At 39.2% G+C, this 17,999-nt stretch carries 19 protein-coding genes; 12 read left to right on the top strand and 7 right to left on the bottom strand.

Annotated elements, in window-relative coordinates; all coding sequences use genetic code 11:
• Positions 1-87: 87 nt before the first annotated feature.
• The 3 genes from cccA to AAV98_RS08040 all read left to right on the top strand — a co-directional run bounded on the left by cccA (position 88) and on the right by AAV98_RS08040 (position 2,399).
• A complete protein-coding gene (gene cccA, locus AAV98_RS08050) occupies positions 88-459 on the top strand; it encodes a cytochrome c550 (RefSeq protein ID WP_060665043.1) in 372 nt (123 codons plus the stop codon).
• Between the two features lie 115 nt (positions 460-574).
• Positions 575-1,294, top strand: a complete 720-nt coding sequence (locus tag AAV98_RS08045; protein WP_060665042.1) for a tRNA (adenine(22)-N(1))-methyltransferase — start codon at positions 575-577, stop codon at positions 1,292-1,294.
• The gene (locus AAV98_RS08040; RefSeq protein ID WP_060665041.1) at positions 1,281-2,399 is read left to right on the top strand and encodes a Nif3-like dinuclear metal center hexameric protein; all 1,119 of its coding nucleotides are present in this window, start codon (positions 1,281-1,283) and stop codon (positions 2,397-2,399) included. Before AAV98_RS08045 ends, AAV98_RS08040 begins: the two co-directional genes overlap by 14 nt.
• A 686-nt stretch (positions 2,400-3,085) precedes the next feature.
• Here the strand turns inward: AAV98_RS08040 and AAV98_RS08035 are convergent.
• Positions 3,086-4,036, bottom strand: a complete 951-nt coding sequence (locus AAV98_RS08035) for a 4-hydroxy-3-methylbut-2-enyl diphosphate reductase (protein ID WP_060665040.1) — start codon at positions 4,034-4,036, stop codon at positions 3,086-3,088.
• Between the two features lie 112 nt (positions 4,037-4,148).
• The gene (vrrA, locus tag AAV98_RS08030; protein WP_060665039.1) at positions 4,149-4,889 is read right to left on the bottom strand and encodes a VrrA/YqfQ family protein; all 741 of its coding nucleotides are present in this window, start codon (positions 4,887-4,889) and stop codon (positions 4,149-4,151) included.
• Between the two features lie 279 nt (positions 4,890-5,168).
• Here vrrA and AAV98_RS08025 point away from each other — a divergent pair, with 279 nt between their 5' ends.
• Both AAV98_RS08025 and AAV98_RS08020 read left to right on the top strand, forming a co-directional pair.
• Positions 5,169-6,476, top strand: coding sequence for a DEAD/DEAH box helicase (locus AAV98_RS08025; protein ID WP_060665038.1), 1,308 nt, complete (start codon positions 5,169-5,171; stop codon positions 6,474-6,476).
• A 74-nt stretch (positions 6,477-6,550) separates the two neighbouring features.
• Positions 6,551-7,450, top strand: a complete 900-nt coding sequence (locus AAV98_RS08020; protein ID WP_060665037.1) for a deoxyribonuclease IV — start codon at positions 6,551-6,553, stop codon at positions 7,448-7,450.
• 448 nt (positions 7,451-7,898) lie between these two features.
• Here AAV98_RS08020 and AAV98_RS08015 read toward each other — a convergent pair whose 3' ends face one another.
• Positions 7,899-8,156 carry a DUF2624 domain-containing protein gene (locus tag AAV98_RS08015; protein WP_231687719.1) on the bottom strand — a complete coding sequence of 86 codons (258 nt, stop codon included), beginning with the start codon at positions 8,154-8,156 and terminating at the stop codon, positions 7,899-7,901.
• 141 nt (positions 8,157-8,297) lie between these two features.
• On the opposite strand from AAV98_RS08015, the gene AAV98_RS08010 reads away from it, so the two are divergent.
• The 5 genes from AAV98_RS08010 (at position 8,298) to AAV98_RS20235 (ending at position 12,216) form a co-directional block, all read left to right on the top strand.
• The gene (locus AAV98_RS08010; protein ID WP_060665036.1) at positions 8,298-9,704 is read left to right on the top strand and encodes an ATP-binding protein; all 1,407 of its coding nucleotides are present in this window, start codon (positions 8,298-8,300) and stop codon (positions 9,702-9,704) included.
• 199 nt (positions 9,705-9,903) lie between these two features.
• Positions 9,904-10,686 carry a metal ABC transporter ATP-binding protein gene (locus AAV98_RS08005; protein ID WP_060665035.1) on the top strand — a complete coding sequence of 261 codons (783 nt, stop codon included), beginning with the start codon at positions 9,904-9,906 and terminating at the stop codon, positions 10,684-10,686.
• The gene (locus AAV98_RS08000; protein ID WP_060665034.1) at positions 10,686-11,525 is read left to right on the top strand and encodes a metal ABC transporter permease; all 840 of its coding nucleotides are present in this window, start codon (positions 10,686-10,688) and stop codon (positions 11,523-11,525) included. Before AAV98_RS08005 ends, AAV98_RS08000 begins: the two co-directional genes overlap by 1 nt.
• Positions 11,522-11,932 carry a Fur family transcriptional regulator gene (locus AAV98_RS07995; protein ID WP_060665033.1) on the top strand — a complete coding sequence of 137 codons (411 nt, stop codon included), beginning with the start codon at positions 11,522-11,524 and terminating at the stop codon, positions 11,930-11,932. Before AAV98_RS08000 ends, AAV98_RS07995 begins: the two co-directional genes overlap by 4 nt.
• 119 nt (positions 11,933-12,051) lie before the next feature.
• Complete coding sequence (locus AAV98_RS20235) at positions 12,052-12,216, top strand: hypothetical protein (RefSeq protein ID WP_156317695.1); 165 nt, start codon at positions 12,052-12,054, stop codon at positions 12,214-12,216.
• Positions 12,217-12,257: 41 nt separating this feature from the next.
• On the opposite strand, the gene AAV98_RS07990 is transcribed toward AAV98_RS20235, so the two are convergent.
• On the bottom strand, positions 12,258-12,839 hold the full coding sequence (locus AAV98_RS07990; RefSeq protein WP_197284266.1) for a hypothetical protein: 582 nt from the start codon (positions 12,837-12,839) through the stop codon (positions 12,258-12,260).
• Between the two features lie 183 nt (positions 12,840-13,022).
• Here AAV98_RS07990 and AAV98_RS07985 point away from each other — a divergent pair, with 183 nt between their 5' ends.
• On the top strand, positions 13,023-13,436 hold the full coding sequence (locus tag AAV98_RS07985; RefSeq protein ID WP_060665031.1) for a DUF4190 domain-containing protein: 414 nt from the start codon (positions 13,023-13,025) through the stop codon (positions 13,434-13,436).
• 59 nt (positions 13,437-13,495) lie between these two features.
• Here AAV98_RS07985 and ispG read toward each other — a convergent pair whose 3' ends face one another.
• The 3 genes from ispG to AAV98_RS07970 form a co-directional block, all read right to left on the bottom strand.
• The gene (gene ispG / locus AAV98_RS07980; RefSeq protein WP_010194535.1) at positions 13,496-14,602 is read right to left on the bottom strand and encodes a flavodoxin-dependent (E)-4-hydroxy-3-methylbut-2-enyl-diphosphate synthase; all 1,107 of its coding nucleotides are present in this window, start codon (positions 14,600-14,602) and stop codon (positions 13,496-13,498) included.
• 268 nt (positions 14,603-14,870) lie between these two features.
• Positions 14,871-15,221 (bottom strand): hypothetical protein, encoded by a 351-nt coding sequence (locus tag AAV98_RS07975; RefSeq protein ID WP_060665030.1) that lies wholly within the window; start codon positions 15,219-15,221, stop codon positions 14,871-14,873.
• 106 nt (positions 15,222-15,327) lie between these two features.
• Positions 15,328-16,113, bottom strand: a complete 786-nt coding sequence (locus AAV98_RS07970) for a DUF1189 domain-containing protein (protein ID WP_197284264.1) — start codon at positions 16,111-16,113, stop codon at positions 15,328-15,330.
• A gap of 235 nt (positions 16,114-16,348) precedes the next feature.
• On the opposite strand from AAV98_RS07970, the gene AAV98_RS07965 reads away from it, so the two are divergent.
• A complete protein-coding gene (locus AAV98_RS07965) occupies positions 16,349-17,989 on the top strand; it encodes a Na/Pi cotransporter family protein (RefSeq protein WP_060665028.1) in 1,641 nt (546 codons plus the stop codon).
• Positions 17,990-17,999: the final 10 nt, after the last annotated feature.

Genomic DNA, 17,999 nt, shown 5'->3' with positions numbered 1-17,999 from the left:
TTTTCCTATAGTAAAATATAAAGTAAAATAGAGAGTGCTTGTATAAGATAAGACACACGTACATGTACATAAGGAGGTTTGAATAGCATGAATCGTAATCCGCTTATTCCTTTTGCATTTATCGCGGTATTAGGTCTTGGACTAATGTTCCTTTTATCTTTCGTTGGACTTGATCAGGCTGAAAAAATTGCGTCCGGTGAAGACGAAACTGTAGAATTGTCTGCAGAAGAGCTTTACCAACAAAACTCTTGTATCGGCTGTCACGGCGGTAACTTGGAAGGAGCAGGCGCTGCACCTGCATTAACAGATGTTGGTGACCGTCTATCCCAAGAAGAAATTCAAAACGTTATTGTTAATGGACAAGGCGCTATGCCTGCTGGTCTAGCTACACCTAAAGAAGCAGAAGTTCTTGCTGAGTGGCTTGCTAACGGCGCTCAAAGTGAAGAGGGCGAAGAGTAAGATTTGTTTTTTTAGCAAAATGTTACACATATAAAAGATCCTTTGCATTTGTGAAGGATTTTTTTTTATACTTGTTACAAAGGAATTCAAATACATAAGTAAAGAGGAAAAAGACATGAATGAATTAAAACTCTCAAAACGTTTAGAAGCAGTTGCTTCTTTTATCCCCAAAGGCAGTGTATTGGCAGATATCGGTTCAGATCATGCCTATCTGCCTTGCTATGCTTATCTGCAGGGAATGATTGAAAGAGGAATTGCGGGTGAAGTGGTAGAAGGTCCCTTTCAGTCTGCCATTCAACAGGTTCGAAAAACAGAGTTAGAAAAGGTCATTGAAGTTAGAAAAGGCGACGGTTTGGAAGTAATCTCCCCTAATGAGGTTACATGCATTACTATTGCCGGAATGGGTGGTACTTTAATTCAATCCATCCTTGAAAAAGGTAAAGAAAATCTAGCGGGAGTTCAAACACTTATTCTTCAACCGAATATTGGTGCAAAAAAGATCAGGGAATGGTTGCTTGAAAATGGATGGGAACTTGTTGCAGAACAAATTTTATTGGATGATGGAAGAATATATGAAATTCTAGTGGCAGAACGTGGAGAAAGTAATAAACCTTACTCTGTGAACAAAGACGCATATTTGCTTGTAGGACCGTTTCTTGCGCAGGAAAGAAATGACGTCTTTGTACAAAAGTGGACACATGAGCTTGCGCATTGGAAAAAAATTGTGGCTCAGCTTGACGCAGCAGGACAGACGGAGGCGAATGAACAAAAAAGAAGAGAACTTACGGAAAAAATTAGACTGGTAGAGGAGGAATTGGGTTTTGAAAACAGTTAATGGGTTGCAAATTATTGATTGGTTCGAACAGTTCTCCCCTAAAAAATATGCTGTCGAAGGCGATAAAATTGGACTTCAAATTGGAACGTTGAATAAGCCAATTCATAAAGTAATGGTGACACTTGATGTGCTTGAAGAGGTGGTAGACGAAGCAATTGATAAGAAAGTTGATTTAATCATTGCGCACCACCCGCCAATCTTCCGAGCCCTTCCAACTGTTACGGATAATTCAGTTGCCGGGAAAATCGTCACCAAATGCATCAAGCATGACATCAGTGTATATGTGGCTCATACAAATCTTGATGTGGCACAAGGTGGCGTAAATGACCTGCTGGCTGAAGCTCTAGAACTTGAGGATGTAAAAGTGTTGGTTCCAACCTATCACGAGGAGCTCCGTAAACTAAGTGTATTTGTTCCAGTTACCCATGCAGAAGAACTTCTTGAGGCTCTGGGTGAAGCAGGGGCAGGGCATATCGGAAACTATAGTCACTGTTCTTTCACAACAGAGGGGGAAGGACGTTTTCTACCTTTAGAAGGGACAGATCCTTTTATTGGGAAAAAAGGTCAGCTTGAAAAAGTAGAAGAGACGAAGGTTGAGACAGTATACCCGATTTCAATTGAGAAGCGTGTTTTGAAAGCTTTGTTTAAAGCTCACCCATATGAGGAAGTAGCTTATGATATTTACAAGCTTGAAAACGAGATGAACTCCCTTGGTTTGGGGCGCGTTGGAAAGTTAAAGTCAGGAATGTCGCTTGCTGATTTTGCTTCTCATGTAAAAAAAGGACTTGAAGTGGAAAATGTCCGAGTAGTCGGTAATTTAAACAGTGAGATTAAGAAAGTAGCGGTATTAGGCGGAGACGGAAATAAATATATCCATGCTGCAAAGTTCGCCGGAGCAGATGTGTATGTGACAGGAGATCTTTATTTCCATACCGCACATGATGCCATGGCAATTGGATTGAATGTGGTCGATCCAGGACACTATGCGGAGAAGATTATGAAAAAAGGTGTCGCACGGCGATTAGAAGAGGCAGTGCAGGAGAAGAATTGGGAGCTTGAGGTTGTAGTTTCCGAGACAAATACAGATCCCTTTAGATTTATGTGATGTTTTTTTGGAGAAGCGATCCTTTGTGGTTCGTTTTTTTTTTTAGGGATGGGGGACTCAATGCATTAATAGTTCAGTGAAGGGTGGAGAGAGAGGGTGTCTCTCCGCCTGAAAAGCTTTGGGGAAAGTAGAGAGGGTGTCTCTCCGCCTGAAAAGCTTTGGGGAAAGTAGAGAGGGTGTCTCTCCGCCCGAAAAACTCCCGGGAAAGGAAAACCGGTAGAAGAGAGGGAGTCTCTCCGCCCGAAAAGCTCTGGGAAAAGGAAAAACGGTAGGAGAGAGGGTGTCTCTATCTCTCCGCCCGAAAAGCTCCGGAGAGAGGAAAAACGGTAGGAGAGAAGGTGTCTCTCCGCCTGAAAAGCTCTGGGAAAAGGAAAAACGGTAGGAGAGAAGGTGTCTCTCCGCCCATAAAACTCCGGGGAAAGGAAAAACGGTAGGAGAGAAGGTGTCTCTCCGTCCATAAAACTCCGGGGAAAGGAAAAACGGTAGGAGAGAAAATGTCCCCATGCCCGAAACTCCTCGGTAAAAGCTGTAAAGGTAATATAGAACGGTTCTATAAGCCCGAAGCTCGTCCACAAAAGCATCAAAGGTAAAAATACAAGCAATATAGTTTCAATTTACGTTCGGAATCTTAAGCCTCCAACCATTATCCATAAAAAAACACCCTCTAAAAAGAGGGTGCGGTCAACCTATGAAGTTTTCGCCTTCTTCACTTTCGGCAAAATCTTTTGCAAAGGTACATTCTTCGTAGTCTTCCAAGTATCTTTATTCAACGGATCAAATTGCTCCACAAACTGGATAACTTCCTTAGTGATTGGAGTTGGTGTAGAAGCACCAGCTGTAACTGCAACCGTGCTAGCCTGCATCAACCATTCTACATTTAACTCGCTGATATCGGAAATTCGGTAAGCAGGAGTTCCGGCAATTTCTTGGGAAACTTGGGCCAGCCTGTTGGAGTTGTTGCTTTTTGGGTCTCCAACGACTATAGTGACATCTGCTTGTCCTGCTTGTTCTGCCACGGCTTCTTGTCTTACTTGTGTAGCAAGGCAAATTTCTTTGTGTTGCTCGACATGGGGGTATTTTTCTTGAACCTTAACCATGATGTCGGCTACATCCCACTGACTCATAGTAGTTTGGTTGGTTACGATAATCTTCTCACTTTCAATCGACAATGCCTCCACGTCATCCAGTGTCTCTACTAGATGAACAATGGTAGGAGCAACTCCCACCGCACCTTCTGGCTCAGGATGTCCCTTCTTTCCGATGTAAATAACTTCATACCCTTGTGCTTCTTTCATGCGGATCAGGTCATGTGTACGGGTAACATCCGGGCATGTCGCGTCAATGGTGGTCAATCCTTTTTCCTTAGCGCGAATCTTAACTTCTGGTGAGACACCATGAGCAGTGAAAATGACGGTTCCTTCGTGAATTTGATCAAGGATCTCAAGGCGGTTTGCACCGTCCAATGTAATAATTCCTTCTTCTTCAAATGCGTCTGTAACATGTTTATTATGAACAATCATACCTAAGATGTAGATTGGTCGTGGCAATGTTTTATCCAATGCTGCATTTCTTGCAATCACCATAGCATCGACTACACCATAGCAGTAGCCACGAGGGGCGATTTTAATAAGTTCCATATAGGGAAAACCCTCCTTACATCAAATAAGAGAGTGATAAACACTCTCTCACTACTTACCATCTATTATAGTATAAATAAGAAGGTTAGTACAAAAGAAGATATTAGGAACTTCAGATATAAAGTTTAGGTGCGGAACTGCCTGCTGTTTTTTCCTTTTCTTCGGGCTCTGTAGAAGTAGGATTTTTTTTGGCCTTCTTCCCTTTTTTCTTCTTACTGCTTTTCCCTGAACTTGCTTTCTCACTCGCACTCTCACTTTCAACCTCTTCTGCTTTTGCTTCTTCCGTTGACTCATTATCAGTATCATCGTCTTCATCAACATTTTTCAGTTCGTTATAAAGCTTGAGCATGGCAGGCATATTCCTTACAAGAGGTCCATATTGCTGAACCATCGGCATGACACCTTCTGCCATTTTTAACGCTTTTTGAACATTTCCAAGCATACCTGTCAGGTTGTTTGGATTGATTAGTTGCTGAAGGGTTCCTGCATTCGCGAGTTGACCAAGTCCTCCACCTGCGCCTGTATTCGCCAATTGACCAAGTCCGCCCATGTTCCCAATGCTTCTAGCTCCTGTTCTACCTAAGAGTTTGGCGAGCAGTCCTCCGCCACCTCCACCGCTATTTCCACCTAGGCCAATTCCTCGTCCAGCGCCTCCCATAAGGGAAGATGGGTTTCTTAACATTTGATTAGGGATATTGGACATGTTTGAATTGGGCATATTAAACATATTGAACAAGTTATTCTGCGGCTGTTGCATGAACGGAGAGGGACCTGGCCCTGGACCCATTCGGAATGGGGAAGTCCGGGTAGGTTGCTGCATAGGTGGCATCGATCGATTCGGTCCAAAAAACATGGTAAGCCTCCTTTCTTTCGTGAAAAATTATAATTGCCGGAATGTAAGTAGCTTTTCTGGTCTCCTATAATTTATGCGGATAGTGCTTGGAATGTTTATTGTCTGGAAAGAATGGGCACAACCGTAGTGTAGCCAAAAAACCAAAACTCCTTTATAATAGTTGTTTGGGGTTAAAGAGAACGTATCGGAACGCGAATAACTCGATAATGAAAATAGAAACTTTAAAATAATGACATAGATACATATTCCATGCATGATTTTAAAAGTGGAGGTAAATACATGAATACAACGTTTGAAAAATTTAATTTAAAACCGTTCATTTTAGAAGCGGTAAAAGAACTTAGATTTCAAAAGCCGACAGAAGTTCAAGAAAGAATGATTCCTTCCCTGTTAAACGGAGAAAGTGCCATTGGACAGTCTCAAACAGGAACAGGAAAAACACATGCTTACCTGATCCCGATTTTGAGCAAAATTGATCCTTCTGTACAAGAAGTACAAGCCGTTATTACAGCACCTACAAGAGAGCTTGCTAATCAAATTTACCAAGAAGTATTGAAGATCACTAAATTTTGCACTGGTGAAGACATGATTACTGCACGTTGTTATATTGGTGGTACGGACAAACAACGGACGATTGATCGCCTTAAACAACAACCGCACATTGTAGTCGGAACACCTGGTCGTATTAAAGATTTAATGGTGGAAAATGCGCTTTTAGTTCATACTGCCCGTTCAATTGTAGTTGATGAAGCGGACCTTATGCTCGATATGGGTTTCATTGAAGATATTGATAAGGTTGCTGCTGCAATGCCGAAGAATCTACAGATTATGGTATTCTCAGCGACTATACCTGAAAAACTGAAGCCTTTCTTGCGCAAATACATGGAAAATCCGAAGTATACACATGTTGCACCTAAACAGGTGACTGCAGCGAAAATTAAACACCTGCTTATTCCGGTTAAATCCAAGAGTAAAACGAAATTATTGCATGATGTTCTTGTGCAATATAATCCATATCTTGCAATCGTCTTTACCAACACAAAGAAAAAAGCAGACGAAGTGGCAGATGCATTGCTTGAACAAGGGTTAAAAGTAGGCAGAATTCATGGGGATCTTAACCCGCGTGAACGGAAAAAGATGATGAAACAAATTAATGATTTAGAATATCAATACGTGGTAGCAACAGATCTTGCTGCTAGAGGAATTGATATTAAAGGAGTCAGTCATGTTATTAACTATGAGCTTCCTTCAGACCTTGATTTCTACGTACACAGAGTTGGACGTACAGCGCGTGCGGATTATTCGGGTAATGCTATTACGCTTTATGAACCAACAGATGAGAATGCACTAGCTCAGATTGAAAAGTTGGGGATAGAGTTTACTCAGATGGATTTGAAAAACGGTGAGTTGGTGGAAATCGGTCCACGAAACAAACGCCAAAACCGTAAAAAACAAATTAATGAAATTGATGTAGCAGCGAAAACAGCTGTTAAAAAATCTTCGAAAGTAAAACCAGGTTACAAAAAGAAACACAAATACGAGGTAGAGCAATACAAAAAGAGACAACGCCGCCTAAAGAAAAGATAATCATGAGCAACACGGTAACCTTTCATGGCATCCTTATGATAAAATAAAGGCTGATTGTTAAAAGAGGTGATGTTATGGAAAACTTACTAATTGGGTCGCATGTATCCATGAGTGGAAAGAAAATGTTGCTTGCTGCAAGCGAAGAGGCTGCTTCCTATGGTTCAAACGTATTTATGATCTATACAGGAGCTCCTCAAAATACACGAAGAAAAAAAATTGAAGACCTTAACATTGAAGCGGGTCTTGCTCATATGAAAGAGCATGGTTTAAAAGAAATCATCGTACATGCTCCATATATAATTAATATTGGTAACTCTCAGAAACCAGAAACTTACGAGCTTGGTGTAAATTTTCTAGCTGAAGAAGTAAGAAGAACGGAAGCTATCGGGGCAAAACAGATTGTCCTCCACCCAGGAGCCCATATCGGTGCGGGAACGGAAGTTGGGATCAGCCAGATAATTAAGGGATTGAATGAGGCACTGACCAAAGAGCAGAATGTTCAAATTGCATTAGAGACCATGGCAGGAAAAGGTTCTGAATGTGGTCGTACTTTTGAAGAACTTGCAGCGATTATTGACGGAGTCCATCTGAACGAGAAACTTTCCATTTGCCTGGACACTTGTCACGTGCATGATGCTGGATACGATATTGTAAATGATTTTGATGGAGTTCTTAAGCAGTTTGACGACATTATTGGTTTGGACAGACTGAAGGTGCTTCATATAAATGATAGTAAAAATGCTTGCGGGGCTAGTAAAGACCGTCATGAAAACATAGGATTTGGTCATATTGGCTTTGATGCAATCAATTATATTGTTCATCATGATCAATTAAAACATATTCCAAAAATATTGGAGACGCCATATGTTGGTGAAGATAAAAAAGATCGTAAACCGCCATACAAACATGAAATCTCCATGCTCAAAAACAAGCAGTTTGATGAAGAACTATTAGCGAAAATAGTGAATGACTAATAAGAATGAAGCAAGGGACATAAAAAGTACCCTTGCTTCTTTTTTTGTAATTAGAAAACATTAAAGACAGATGATTTCCTTTCCAGGCGCTTCGCTTGCTTGCGGGCGGTCCTTAAGCCTCCTCGGCTTAAGCCTGTGAGGGTCCCTTCCTCCCTCGGGCATCTGCACGCCTTGTACTCCAATCAACAAACATCTTCATTCAACGAGGGGTATATGGAAAGTATCTACCCGAATTAATTGAATAAGCAAGAACGTACCTTTTACGAAATTTTTTAGCTGTGAATTGGAGCAAATGGCGGAGACTCCAGCGGGGGAGTAACGGTAGGTTGAGACCCCGCAGCGCAGCGAGGAGGCTCAAGCACCGTCCCGCGGAAAGCGAAGCCATTTGCGGAATGGAACAGCGGTGATTATCCATCACCTAAAGTTCTTTTGTTCTTAGCTGATTTTCTTACTTTGTAAACTCCAAAAATAGCTGATTAACCTTCTTAGCGGTCTCGTGGCCAGTAATCTTCGCAACTTCCTTCATTAATTGGATTCTCTCAGACGTGTTAAATACATTTACTTTTTTGGACTGCAAAAGAGCGGATACTTTTTTTGCCTGGTCCAGTGTCAAGGAGATATTGTATTCCCCGCTATACTTCATTAATTCTTCTGCCGTAATGTTATGAAGCTTCTTATTTACGATTTGTTGATAAATGTTCATCATATTATCCCTCCCGTCTTAGCCTATGTTGGAAAAACAAAAAGGCTACCTTTACGAAATAATATGACAACTGTTGGGAAATTATTGTATAATTAAAATATTCCATGAACAAATGATATTCGAAGGTAACGAGGGGGAGTCACCTTGTCGTTTATAATAGATAAAAAAGAACAAGATATTTTTCAATATTTAAGTTCAGACCTAAGGCTTATCCTGAATGCGAATGGCTTTATTGAAGAATGGAATGAGAGAGCCAGCACTTTTTTATCAGTGTTAGAAGAGAATCGTTCTTTTTTTCTCAGCTTTCCATCGAGCTATCGTCAAGAGGTTTATACATATTTGAAGGACATTTCCAATTCGGACGGGAAAGAAATTAAGAGGATTTTATTTCACCGGATCAACGGTAATTTTTATGAAGTCGTTTATACAGGAATTCTTTCTGGAGAACGTATCTATCTGTCAGGACATGTAATTGAGAATAAAGATAGTTCAGTCGTCTTGCCACTTCATTACGGTACGATAGAACAATCATTAAAGGTCAATGAATTTATGACAAACTCATTAGATATCGCTATATTAGTCCTTTCTAAAGGCGGTATGATTGAATACGTCAACAACAGATGCTTAAAATTGTTAGAACTTGATGTTCGTGAAGACTATATAAACCTTGAGTTTGATGATTTATTAACGCCTGTCTTTTTGAAGGATAAGTTATATGAGATTTACGAAGAGGTTATCCGTAACAAGAAGTTCAAAGAAAGAATTTGTTATGACGATGAAGTGTTATACCAGATTCAAGGGATTTTATTTGAACGTTCGGAGAAAGTATTTTTTATCATCCATGACCGCTCCTATCAACAAAAATTTGAAAACCTTTTAGTGTACAAACAACAGATGGAATCTGTTTCTCAAATCTCTGCAGGGATGGCGCATGAATTGAGAAACCCTTTATCTGTAATAAAGGGGTTCATTCAGCTCTCCCAGATTACGAACAATTGGAGTAAATATTACGATACCATCATGGCAGAAATCAATCGTATGAATTCCATTATTGAGGACTTTTTATCGGTATCTAGAAAAAAAGTGAAAAAGCAACTGATACAGCCTCAATATATTTTGCAGTCCTTGGTTTATATTTTTCAATCAGAATGTTTATTACATAATATAGATTTCGATTTTGAAATTGATGAAGTAGAAGAGCAGGTATTGGTCAATGAGGCAATGATCAAACAAGTTATGTTAAATTTTTTAAGGAATGCCATTGAAGCGTACGCACCGGAACAGAAAAACAAATTGTTTCTGCTACGAGCAAAAAAATCGGATACCTTTTATGAAATTACGGTGGTAGACAACGGAAAAGGCATGGCCGAAGATGTGTTGGATCGAATCGGTAAACCTTTCTTCACAACGAAGGAAAAGGGAAATGGCTTAGGCATTCCGCTATGTAAAAAAATAATAGAAGACCATGATGGCGAGTTATTTATCGACAGCAAACTAGGAGAAGGTTCTACCTTTTGTTACCGCTTGCCTCTTATAATGGGAAAAGCCTGAATAGGGCTTTTTTTTGTTTGAGCTTTATTGTTGTGTAGGTATGATGACAATCTCGGCATTAAAAAACACATATAGTTGTCTTCATAAATAAATGTTTGAGCCAAATCAAAACAAGGCGCTAATATTTACTTTTCTCACCACCTGTTGTATACTAATTAATTGTTATAAAATCGTAATGATTCTTATCTTTTAAGGTGTGATGAAATTGGAAAAAGTACTCGATATCAAGGGACTATCCTATAAATATGAAAAACAAAATGTGATTGAAAATATAAATTTGAGCTTGCCAAAAGGTGCATTTCTTGGGCTTGTCGGACCTAATGGTTCAGGTAAATCAACACTTTTAAAGTGTATTCTTGGACTTTTGCGCCCTCAAAAGGGAAGCATTGAACTGTTTGGTAAAGATATTCGAAAGTTTAAGGAATGGAGCAAGATTGGTTTTGTCTCCCAAAAAGCAAACAGTTTCAATTCCGGATTTCCTGCAACCGTCTTTGAAGTGGTCTCAACCGGACTTGTTTCAAAGGTCGGGCTATTGCGTTTCTTCAACAAACAACACAAAAAGCAAGTGCTAGAAGCCATTCGAGCGGTAGGGATGGAAGATTTCACCGACAGAAATATTGGAGATCTATCAGGAGGACAGCAGCAGCGTGTATTTATCGCAAGGGCTTTAGTGAGTGAACCGGAACTTTTGATTTTAGATGAGCCAACGGTTGGAGTAGATATTAAAAATGTGCAAAATTTTTACTCTATGCTCTCCCACTTGAACAAAAAGCTAGGCATCACGTTAATTCTGGTCACACATGACGTGGGAACGATTACCGAGAAAGTGACACATGTGGCATGCTTGAACAAAAATTTACATTTTCACGGTGTGACAGATGAGTTTGAAAAATTGCGCACAAATGATCTTTCACAGTTTTACGGACATGATGTGCATGTTTTAAGTCATGATCACCATCACCATGATGGAGGGCATATGTAATGATATCAGCGTTTATGCAATTTGAATTTTTAAGAAATGCATTTTATACAGGGATCTTAATTGGCTTTTTGGCACCGCTTTTAGGTGTTTTTGTCGTAGTAAGAAGACTTTCATTGATTGCAGATGCCTTGAGTCATGTGACCTTGGCCGGAATTGCTGCAAGCCTGCTTGTGGAAAAGCGATTCGGATTAATGGTCGGTGTGAGCCCAATCTATTTTGGAATGGCGTTTTCTGTGACTGGTGCCCTGTTTATAGAAAAACTGCGAGGTGTTTATAAACATTACCAGGAGCTTGCTATCCCAATTATTTTATCATCTGGAATTGGTCTTGGAGTAATCTTTATTTCCCTTGCAGATGGCTTTAATACAGATCTATTCAATTTTCTATTCGGTAGTGTAAGTGCTGTGACATCATCTGATTTTTGGACAGTTTTTATCGTAACGATTGGCGTGTTGCTCACCATCGTTTTATTTTATAAAGAGTTCTTTGTTCTTTCCTTTGATGAAGAGCATGCAAAGGTGTCAGGAGTAAATGCACGTGTATTTCATTTAGTTTTTATCATCATGGTAGCCCTCGTCATTGCTGCTTCTATGCGCATTGTCGGAATCCTATTAGTTTCCTCTCTTATGACATTGCCTGTTGCTGCAAGCATGCGTTTGAGTAGAGGCTTTAAGCAAACGATCGTATTGGCAATCATCTTCGGGGAAATTGCAGTGATTGGTGGATTGATATCGTCTTTTTACTTTGATCTTGCACCTGGAGGGACTATTGTAATCTTATCGGTTCTTATTTTAATATTCACCATTCTTTGGAATAAAGTAAGGGGTGTAAAAAAATGAATGTAACGCAGGCGCTCACTTTAATGAAAGAAAAAGGATATAAATATACCGGGAAAAGGGAGGAAATGCTTGAACTGTTTGCTAAAGAAGATAAGTATCTGACTGCAAAAGATGTGTTGGACTCGATGAAAGACAATTATCCTGGTTTAAGCTTTGATACGATTTACCGTAACCTTGCTGTTTTCGTGGAATTAGAAATTTTAGAGAGTACAGAGCTTTCTGGAGAGAAACATTTTCGATTTACCTGTTCCACCAAACATCACCATCATCACTTTATATGCATGATGTGCGGTAAGACAAAGGAAATTGAAACTTGTCCGATGAAGGACCTTGAGGATAATTTGAAAGGGTATGACATCACTGGCCACAAGTTTGAGATATATGGTAAGTGCCCGGAATGTGTCTAAAGTAACAGATTTAGAATTATCTCATATATAGTAATTACCTCCCATTTTACATGTGTGCCCTCTGAAAATGGACGGTTAAACACGAAACATGTTCTAAAAGATGCGTAAGGGTGTATGAGATGACAGCGAAGAGCGGACAGTTTTCCTCTCTAAAAAGAGAGGATCTTGTAGACATTATGTTGATGATCCGTGATATGGGATCAAATAGAACAGATCTTAGTACAGAAGACTTTGTAAAGGCAATTGAAAGCAAACTTCTGTTGGCGATGTCTAGGTCAAATTAAAAAGGGGAGTGGATGTAAGTTAATCCACTCTCCTTTATTTTTTATCGTGAAGCGCTAATTGTTTGTAGTATCGATTGTACTTTTTGGTCTGCCTCTTTCCAACTGAAGACTCTGTGTACGTTTGCAGGAATAGGTTCCCTGTTGTATGGAGTATCAAATAATATGACAGGTATGTCACATTCTTCACTTATATCACAGGCATTATCGTGTTTATCTTCAAAGAAAAGTTCTATGTTATGTTTTTTTACTGCAGCAATTTTATTGTGTGTACCAATTAATTCTAAGTGGTCGTAATCAATGGCTTGCTTAGTGAACCAGTTTTCTGTGACTTCAAATAAATGGTTTCTGCGGGCGCTGATAAAATAGAGTTCAAATTCATCTTTCCATCGTTGCACAACTGATTTTGCTCCTTGGGCAAGTGGTGCATCCTGATAAATTATTGGTTCCATCTCGTCCATCCATTTCCAAAAACCTGCTTCATCTAAACCCATAAGAGGGGTCAAATCATATTGTTTCATATCATCTAAAGTTATATTTTTGTTTAGTGTTTGATTGATAAAAGGTACAAAAGTCGAAGGGCAGGTTAACGTCCCGTCAATGTCAATCCCAAATCTTTTTCTCATAATTGCCTCCAGTCCTATTGCTACACTTATTTTATCATATTTTGTCCTTTTTTCTGTTTATTTCTTAGTCAATTTACTGAAGGAGAGGTAACAAAACTTAACAAAGTTTGACACAGATGATTTTGCCTTGAGTTGCTCATACTAATTAATGCTCCTAACTTCTTAAGAAAGCGAGGGATACGAATGGCAAGTGAATTTGAGAAAAACGAAGAGAAACTTGACCGTTTTGATTCAGACTTGGCTTATGAAGAACCTCATGTTTCTAGAGCGAAGGGACATCGGGACTTTTTAGAAGAGCATGCAGCTGAGGTTGCTGCAGTGCCTCCTGTTGTACAATCTGACAGAAGCAGAGAACGCGAAGCAATTTTTGAAGAAGAGCGCAGTGACGTAATGGGAATGAGTGGACGAGGACTAGGGATTTTAGGGTTAGCCTTATCCATCCTGTCGTTGTTCTTCCTACCAATCATTATGGGAGCTGCCGGTATTATCGTCGGCTTTATTGCCCGCAAGCGTGGGGCAACAGGGTTAGGAGCATGGGCAATTGGAATCGGTATCGTTTCCATTGTCGTTGGGATCTTTGTTCTACCATTGTTTTAACACCACCTAAATGGTTTATCCATTTAAACGGCAAAAAAAAAGCTTGGCACCAATTGGTGTCAAGCTTTTGCCTTTTCTTCTTCTTGTTTTGCAAAGTATTCTTCTGCAATTTTATCGATTTCTTTCTTTAATTCTTCCACCATGGTAGCTTCAGGCACTTTGCGGACAATTTCTCCCTTGCGGAAAAGTAATCCTTCGTTACGTGCGCCGGCAATACCAATATCAGCTTCGCGTGCTTCCCCAGGTCCATTTACAGCACAACCAAGTACAGCTACTTTAATTGGTGCCTTAATCGTAGAGATGTATTCCTCTACTTCATTTGCAATACTGATCAAATCAATTTCAATTCGTCCACATGTAGGACAAGAAATAAGTGTTGCTGCATTAGATGATAAACCAAAAGATTTCAATAGTTCACGTGCAACCTTTACTTCTTCAACAGGATCAGCGCTTAAGGAAATACGTAACGTGTTTCCGATGCCCTTACTTAAAATTGCTCCAAGACCGGCAGCACTTTTTACTGTACCTGCAAAAAGGGTTCCTGATTCTGTAATACCTAAATGAAGTGGATAGTCAAAAGCTTTTGCTGCTTTTTCGTATGCTTCAATAGCTAGGTTTACATCAGATGCCTTCATAGAAACAATGATATCGTGGAAATCTAGGTCTTCTAAAATTTTGATGTGATGAAGTGCACTTTCCACCATGCCATCTGCAGTTGGGTACCCGTATTTTTCAATAATACGTTTTTCCAAAGATCCTGCATTTACACCGATGCGAATTGGAATACCTTTTTCTTTACACGCTTTTACAACGGCTTCTACTTTTTCGCGTCGGCCGATGTTACCAGGATTGATACGGATTTTATCTGCTCCGCCTTCAATTGCTTTAAGAGCCAGTTTGTAATCAAAATGAATATCTACAACTAGCGGGATGTTAATTTGTTTTTTTATGTCAGCGATGGCATTAGCTGCGCGCTCGTCCGGACATGCTACACGGACTACCTGACAGCCGGCTTCTTCCAAGCGTTTAATTTCTGCTACCGTTGCTTCTACGTCATGTGTCTTAGTTGTTGTCATACTTTGGATAAATAGTTCGTTACTGCCGCCGATTGTAATGTCTCCAACTTTAACCGGGCGTGTTTTTGTACGATGTATTATTTCATTCACGAGTGAATCGCTCCTTTAGGAATGATCTACAGATCAAAACATCTTTATTCATAAGAGTAGCTTGTAATGAGAGAAAAAGCTAGTATTATCCACTAACTCCCAACATATTTTAACAATCGTAATCACATCTGACAAGTGAAAAAGTTTCCTGACTCTCAGGAGACTGGAACTAACGGTTGTTTTCTCCCGCGGGAGTCTGCGCTCCTTCCACTTCAATCAACTGGGTTGTCTATTTCAATTTATATATAATGTAAAAGTTTCCTGGCTGTTAGTAGACAGGAAACTTGTAGGTTTTGCCTATTTGGATTTTTTCTGGGGTGATGCCTTCGTTTAGATTTTGGAAGTCTTCTACAAGTTGTGTGATGGAGACTGGAATTGGTTTGTTTGCAATCTTTTCCGCGACAGTGAGTACGGTATCGCCAGCTTTTATTTCAACTTCTATGTAAAGGTTGTTAGTGGTTGAGGAAAGGGTGGAACTTTCTGATTCTGTATCAGGACTAGTAACCGGAACAGGAGCTGCAACAGGAGCGGCAGGCTCAGGGATGGTGCCTGATGATAAATCGTAATAGATGCTGTAGACGGTAACGAGAATTAGAGCTGCAACGAATAATCGGATCATTTTTAACTTCCCCCTCAGACAAGCATATTTAACTATATGCTTGTTCAAGATAAAAATAACAAAAAAGCACCGACAAATTATGTGAAATTTGTCGGTGCTTTTTTTATTAATTAATGGTGGTAGTCGGCTTTTTAATTTTTACTTCCTTAATAATAAGATAGAGTATAAAAAGAGACACAGCAAAGCTAATTAATGATGAATATGGTAGTACTAAACTGCTTGCCTGAAGAATCGTGAAAATTAATGTAGGAAGCGTGACAGCATAAGCAGCTAAGACCCATGTATGTCGGTACTGTAAATTATTTCTTTTTAACATATTCTTAAGTAGTAAGCCAAACATACCTAAAATAGAGATTTGAATGAATTTAGTAGCTGTAAAAAATAGATACCCTACTACTATTAGTACTGTAATGATGATAGGAAATGCGCTTCCCACAGAGTCCATAAATTGAAGTAAGTCCTCTTTTGCTACTTTTGTTCCCTGAAAATCACTTAATGGGATAAAATCGGTCTGTCCTGCTCCTTTAAATATTATTTCCTTTGACTGGATGGCTACAACATCACCGTAAGAGTAAATCTCATTTAACGATAACTCATTTTCAGGGTCCAAAATAATTGCAAAACCTTCTTCATCTACAATGAAAGGTGCTTCTATATCTGCAAAAAATTCTCCGTTCTGAATATAAAAGTCTGGGGATTCATCTTGCAAAAATTCTTCTGTACTATTCACTAGTTTCACTGCACTAGTTCCAAAAGTGATAAACATGGGAATAGAAGATATAAGAACAAGAAAAAATACGTATAATATGGTCTTACCTATTCCTTGAAAGCGAAAGGATGCCATTGCTTTTGGGGAATACATGCTCTTTATAAATTGAGAGAAAATAGTCAATTCCTATCAGTCCTTTTAAAGTAATATATCCATTTCATGTTATCTTAAATTGAGTAAGTGAACAATAATTAATTGCATAACAGTCACTAATGTAAATTTCAAGTTACAGTTTGTAAAGATAATGTAAATTTATCGTGAAGGGTATTTACATTAGAATGATATTAGGTTAATAATTGTATTTGGTTTTGTAGATTTTTGTCGATGTTAGATAGTTTTTATTAAGGGGTTGAATGTATTGGACTTGGATGTTCAGAAGTTAATTTTTGAATTTATTGGTGGTCTGGGTATTTTCCTTTTCGGGATTAAATACATGGGTGACGGACTGCAGAAATCAGCTGGTGATAAGTTGAGAGATATATTAGATAGGTTTACTACGAATCCCCTAATGGGTGTGTTTGCAGGGATTATCGTAACCATTCTGATACAATCTAGTTCAGGAACAACAGCACTAACGGTAGGTCTTGTAAGTGCAGGGTTCATGACACTTCGCCAAGCGATTGGTGTAATAATGGGTGCAAACGTCGGGACAACCGTAACAGCATTCATCATCGGTATTAAAATAGATGAATATGCCCTACCAATTATCGCGGTAGGTGCTATCTTGTTATTCTTCTTTAAAAATCAGAAAATCCAATACTTCGGTCAGATAGTCTTTGGTTTTGGTACATTATTTTATGGGTTGAAGATCATGGGTGGTGGACTTAAACCACTACGAGAGTTGCCGGCATTCATTGATTTAACGGTAACCATGAGTGATAACCCAATTCTTGGGGTAGTTGTTGGAACGGTCTTTACCGTTATTGTTCAGAGTTCAAGTGCTACGGTAGGGATTCTGCAAGAACTTTACGGACAAGGCGCAATGGATCTTAGAGCTGCATTACCTGTACTTTTTGGAGACAATATTGGTACTACGATTACAGCTGTTTTAGCTGCTCTTGGTGCAAGCGTTGCTGCAAGACGTGCTGCATTATCCCATGTACTATTTAATGTATTGGGTACAGTCATTGTTTTAATATTGTTGATTCCTTTCCAAGCATATGTGGAATTTCTGCAACAAAAACTTGATCTGAACCCGGAGATGACGATTGCGTTTGCACATGGATCATTTAACATTGCCAATGTTTTAATCCAATTACCGTTTATCGGTCTACTTGCGCTGATTGTAACAAAAATCATTCCAGGTGAAGACAGCTTTGTAGAATATAAGCCTAAGCATCTTGATCCTATTTTTATTGAACAATCACCATCACTTGCTTTAGGACAAGCTAAGGAAGAAGTGCTTCGAATGGGTGAATATTCTGTTGTTGGACTTGAATCTACACACGAATATTTAAAGACTGGTGTTACGAAGTACTCTGAACAAGCTTATCAAGTGGAAGAAGCGATTAATAACCTTGATAGAAAAATTACTGACTATCTTGTAAAATTATCTTCAAGTTCTTTATCAGATACTGAGTCAGAAGAACATTCTGTATTAATGGATACAGTAAGAGATATCGAAAGAATCGGTGACCACTTCGAGAACATCGTCGAGTTAGTGGATTATCAAATTGCAAACAAAGTGGAGTTAACAGAGGCTGCTGAGAAAGATCTAGAGGAAATGTTCTCACTAACAGTTTCTACTGTAAAAGAATCCATTGAAGCACTTCGCACAAACGATAAAACACTTGCAAATGACGTTCGTATGAAAGAAGATCAAATTGACAAAATGGAGCGCTCACTTCGTAAGAAACATATCTTACGTATGAATGAGGGATTATGCTCCGGTCAAGCTGGAATTGTGTTTGTTGACATTATCAGTAACCTTGAGCGAATTGGCGATCATGCTGTAAATATCGCAGAGGCAGTTCTAGGCGAAGATCACGAAACTTTATAATAGTTAATAA

The organism is Bacillus sp. CHD6a (genome assembly GCF_001293645.1).
Classification (GTDB): domain Bacteria; phylum Bacillota; class Bacilli; order Bacillales; family Bacillaceae_I; genus Sutcliffiella_A.
Note: the sequence above shows the minus strand (reverse complement) of the source record. Positions and strands in the feature narration are given on the sequence as shown.

What these genes read in the sequence shown, in the direction of transcription:
- AAV98_RS07985 (WP_060665031.1), top strand. Translation starts at nt 13,023, where the DNA reads ATGGCAAGTGAATTTGAGAAAAACGAAGAGAAACTTGACCGTTTTGAT.
- AAV98_RS07990 (WP_197284266.1), bottom strand. Translation starts at nt 12,839, where the DNA reads ATGAGAAAAAGATTTGGGATTGACATTGACGGGACGTTAACCTGCCCT.
- AAV98_RS07975 (WP_060665030.1), bottom strand. Translation starts at nt 15,221, where the DNA reads ATGATCCGATTATTCGTTGCAGCTCTAATTCTCGTTACCGTCTACAGC.
- AAV98_RS20235 (WP_156317695.1), top strand. Translation starts at nt 12,052, where the DNA reads ATGACAGCGAAGAGCGGACAGTTTTCCTCTCTAAAAAGAGAGGATCTT.
- AAV98_RS07995 (WP_060665033.1), top strand. Translation starts at nt 11,522, where the DNA reads ATGAATGTAACGCAGGCGCTCACTTTAATGAAAGAAAAAGGATATAAA.
- AAV98_RS08025 (WP_060665038.1), top strand. Translation starts at nt 5,169, where the DNA reads ATGAATACAACGTTTGAAAAATTTAATTTAAAACCGTTCATTTTAGAA.
- AAV98_RS08015 (WP_231687719.1), bottom strand. Translation starts at nt 8,156, where the DNA reads ATGATGAACATTTATCAACAAATCGTAAATAAGAAGCTTCATAACATT.
- AAV98_RS08000 (WP_060665034.1), top strand. Translation starts at nt 10,686, where the DNA reads ATGATATCAGCGTTTATGCAATTTGAATTTTTAAGAAATGCATTTTAT.
- AAV98_RS08035 (WP_060665040.1), bottom strand. Translation starts at nt 4,036, where the DNA reads ATGGAACTTATTAAAATCGCCCCTCGTGGCTACTGCTATGGTGTAGTC.
- AAV98_RS08045 (WP_060665042.1), top strand. Translation starts at nt 575, where the DNA reads ATGAATGAATTAAAACTCTCAAAACGTTTAGAAGCAGTTGCTTCTTTT.
- cccA (WP_060665043.1), top strand. Translation starts at nt 88, where the DNA reads ATGAATCGTAATCCGCTTATTCCTTTTGCATTTATCGCGGTATTAGGT.
- AAV98_RS08005 (WP_060665035.1), top strand. Translation starts at nt 9,904, where the DNA reads ATGAAATTGGAAAAAGTACTCGATATCAAGGGACTATCCTATAAATAT.
- AAV98_RS08020 (WP_060665037.1), top strand. Translation starts at nt 6,551, where the DNA reads ATGGAAAACTTACTAATTGGGTCGCATGTATCCATGAGTGGAAAGAAA.
- vrrA (WP_060665039.1), bottom strand. Translation starts at nt 4,889, where the DNA reads ATGTTTTTTGGACCGAATCGATCGATGCCACCTATGCAGCAACCTACC.